Origin of the sequence: Hydrogenophaga sp. (assembly GCF_051007235.1) — a bacterium.
Taxonomy (GTDB): Bacteria; Pseudomonadota; Gammaproteobacteria; order Burkholderiales; family Burkholderiaceae_C; genus Hydrogenophaga.
Genome location: NZ_JBPCSJ010000467.1, coordinates 1 through 3,394 on the forward strand (window position 1 = coordinate 1; position 3,394 = coordinate 3,394).

General features: G+C 66.7%; 2 protein-coding genes. One reads left to right on the forward strand and one right to left on the reverse strand.

The annotated features are described in order from the left end of the window. Positions 1 to 147: 147 nt before the first annotated feature. Positions 148 to 1,698: a methyl-accepting chemotaxis protein gene (locus tag ACR2JA_RS16555; RefSeq protein ID WP_434010173.1), complete on the reverse strand. Its 1,551-nt coding sequence runs from the start codon at positions 1,696 to 1,698 to the stop codon at positions 148 to 150. A gap of 190 nt (positions 1,699 to 1,888) precedes the next feature. Here ACR2JA_RS16555 and ACR2JA_RS16560 point away from each other — a divergent pair. Then, a partial coding sequence (locus tag ACR2JA_RS16560; RefSeq protein ID WP_434010174.1) for a DNA methyltransferase occupies positions 1,889 to 3,394 on the forward strand: 1,506 nt, incomplete at its 3' end.

Here is a 3,394-nt window from a genome sequence, read left to right on the forward strand (position 1 = left end):
TCACACGGATATGTGCCCGGGCTGGAAGCGCCCGTCGGCTCGAAAGAGCCAATCTAGACCTGCTTGCTGACACCCGCCTTGATGCAGCGCAACAAGGGTCGGGTGTGCGCCGGCTGCTGTGGGCCAGATCAAACCGGCCCGGTTGCCTCAACCGGGCAGCCGGAATCCCGCCACCGCCTGCACCAGGCGCTCGGCCTGGTCCCGCAGGCTGGCCGACGCCGCGGCACTTTCTTCCACCAGGGCGGCGTTCTGCTGTGTGGTCTGGTCCATCTGGCTGACCGCCACATTGATCTGTTCCAGCCCGTCGGTCTGTTCCCGGGTCGAAGTGCTGATGTCGGCCATCAGCTCGCTCAGGCGCTGGATGGCCGCTGCCGAATGCTGCACGCTGGCCGCTGCGTGGGTGGTCAGCTCGGTGCCCTCTTCCACCTGTTCGTGGCTGCTGTGGATCAGGCTGCGCACCTCGCGTGCGGCATCGGCACTGCGCTGCGCCAGCATCCGCACTTCGCCCGCGACAATGGAGAAGCCCCGTCCCTGCTCACCCGCACGGGCCGCCTCGACGGCGGCGTTCAGTGCCAGGATGTTCGTCTGAAAAGCGATGCTGTCGATCACCCCGACGATGTCGGTGATGCGGTTCGACGCGGCGTCGATGGCTTGCATGGTCTGCGCCATGCGGGCCACCAGCTGGCCGCTTTCCGCTGCATCGGTGGCGGCTTGGCGCGCCAGGGTGTCGGCCTGCACGGCATGGTCGGCGTTGTGGCGCACGGTGGCGCTGATCTGCTCCATCGAGGCCGCCGTTTCCTCCAGTGCGCTGGCCTGCTCTTCCGAGCGTTGACTCAGGTCCTGTGTGCCTTGGGCGATTTCACCGCTGGCCGTGCTGACGCTGTCGGCGTTGTGGCGCACCTCGGTCACGATGCGCGCCAGGTGCCGGGTCATGTTCTGCATGGACGCCATCACGCTGGACTCGAATCCCGGGCGCACCGTGATCGACTGCGTGAGGTCGCCACTGGCCACCGCTTCTGCCGCAGCGCGCACCTCATGCGGTTCAGCGCCCAGCTGGTGCGTCAGGCGCCAGGTGATCCAGAGCGATATCGCCAGCCCCATCGCGGCGGCGGCCAGCGTGGCCCCCACCATGCCCAGCACCAGCCTGCGCACGCCGGCCCGGGATGCGTCGTACATGCTTTGTGAGACCTTCAGTTGCAGACCGATCAGGTCGCCGATCACACCCTGCATCGGGTCGAAAACCGGGTACATCTGGCTTTCGCGGAAACGGGCGACGCCCGCCCGGTCGTTGGCGTCCAACAACCGCATCAGCTCGGGCAGGGTGGCATCCGCGGTGGCCATGAGGGGCTTGAGACGGTCAACGATCACCACTTCTTCGGGCACCAGGTAGGTGGCCAGGTAGGCTTTCCACTCGGTGGCGATCGCCGATCGCGCCTGTTCAACCGACGCCTTGGCCTGCGCGGCACTGAGGGAACCGTCGGCGAACTTGTGGGCGGTGTCGACGATGTTCACCGCATACATGTCCGAGACGACCTTGATCTGGCGCAGTGGCACCACACGGTCCTCGTACATCGAGCGCATGGCCTGGCTCTGCCCCATCGCCTGCCACAGGCCCAAGCTGCCAATCGTGGCCAGCAGGGCAATGAACATCGCACACAGCAGCAGCAACTGGGTGCGCACGCGAACAGGTTGTTTCATGGGGCCACTCCGTGGGCACGCTCTGTAGGCCTGGTGCAGCGGTATGGCTGGCGCAGGAGGCGTACTTTCGTTCAGTATCGGAGCGAAGTTCGTTGTCTTGAATCTGAAATATTCAGGTCAAAAGCCACCATTTCCGGCAGATGACCCCCTGCTACGATGCCCGCGACCGTCGAAACGCCAACAACATCACATGACGCCGCAAGCATTCATTGCCAAATGGGGGCCAGGGGGGCCGGCCTGCAACCTCAACGAAGAACAGGGCGCGCAGAGCCACTTCATCGACCTGTGCGACCTGCTGGGCGTGCCCCGGCCCGGCACCGAACCGGGTTACCTGTTCGAGCAGGGCGGGCAGGTCACCGGCCAGCGCCGCGGCTATGCCGACGTGTACAAGCGCGGCGCCTTCGCCTGGGAGAACAAGGCGCCCGGCGTCAACCTCGACACCGCCTTGCGCCAGCTGCTGGGCTACACCCTGGCGCTGGACAACCCGCCGCTGCTCGTGGTGTGCGACCGGCTGCACATCCGCATCCACACCCAGTTCAACGGCCACCCCAGCGAGCGGCACGACATCGCCCTGGCCGACCTGGAGCAGCACGACCGGCGCGAGCTGCTCAAACGCGTGTGGACCGCGCCCGAGAGCTTCAGGCCCCGCACCACCAACCGCGACATCACAGAAGCCGCGGCCAAGAGCTTTGCCACCCTGGCCGAGCGCCTGCGCCAGCGTGGCAACGGGCAAGAAAACACACCGGATGCGGTGGCCCACTTCCTCACGCAATGCCTGTTCTGCTGCTTTGCCGAAGACGTGGGCCTGCTGCCCGGCAAGCTGTTCGACCGGCTCATCAACGCCAAAACCATGGCGCCCGAGCGCCTGGGCCAGAACCTGGGCAACCTGTTTGGCGCCATGAAGGACGGCGGCCTGTTCGGTGTGGACGACGTGCCCTGGTTCAACGGCGGCCTGTTCCAGACCATCGCCGTGCCAGTGCTCGACGCCATGGACGTGACCGAGCTGCGCAACGCCGCCGCCAAGAACTGGAGCGCCATCGACGTGTCCATTTTCGGCACGCTGTTTGAACGCGGGCTGGACCCCAGCAAGCGCAGCCAGCTCGGCGCGCACTACACCGACCCGGCCACCATCGAACGCATCATCGACCCGGTGATCCGCCGGCCCTTGTTGCGTGAATGGGCGGGCGTCAAGGACCAGATGGCCGCGCTGCTGGCCAAGAGCAAGAAAGCGGGCGACAAGGCCTGGCGCGACGCGCTGGCGCTGCACGTGGGCTTTCTGCAGCGGCTGGCGGCGTATCGCGTGCTCGACCCGGCCTGTGGCAGCGGCAACTTTCTCTACCTCGCGCTCAAGTGCCTCAAGGACGTGGAGCATCTGGTGAACACCGAAGCCGAGGCCCTGGGCCTGGACCGGCAGGTGGAGCTGGCCACCGGCCCGGCCAATGTGCTGGGCATCGAGCTGAACGAGTACGCGGCCGAGCTGGCGCGGGTGACGGTGTGGATCGGCGAGCTGCAGTGGCGGCTGGACCATGGGTATCCGTTCAAGACCAACCCCGTTCTTGAGCCGCTGGATCACATCGAACACCGGGATGCGCTGCTGTGTTGTGCAGACGGTGTCGGCGGCGGCGCGGGCGGGCCGGACGGTGACGGCTCACGGGTCCCGAAGGACCCGGAAGTCGCCGCCCCCGCCCAGCCCGCC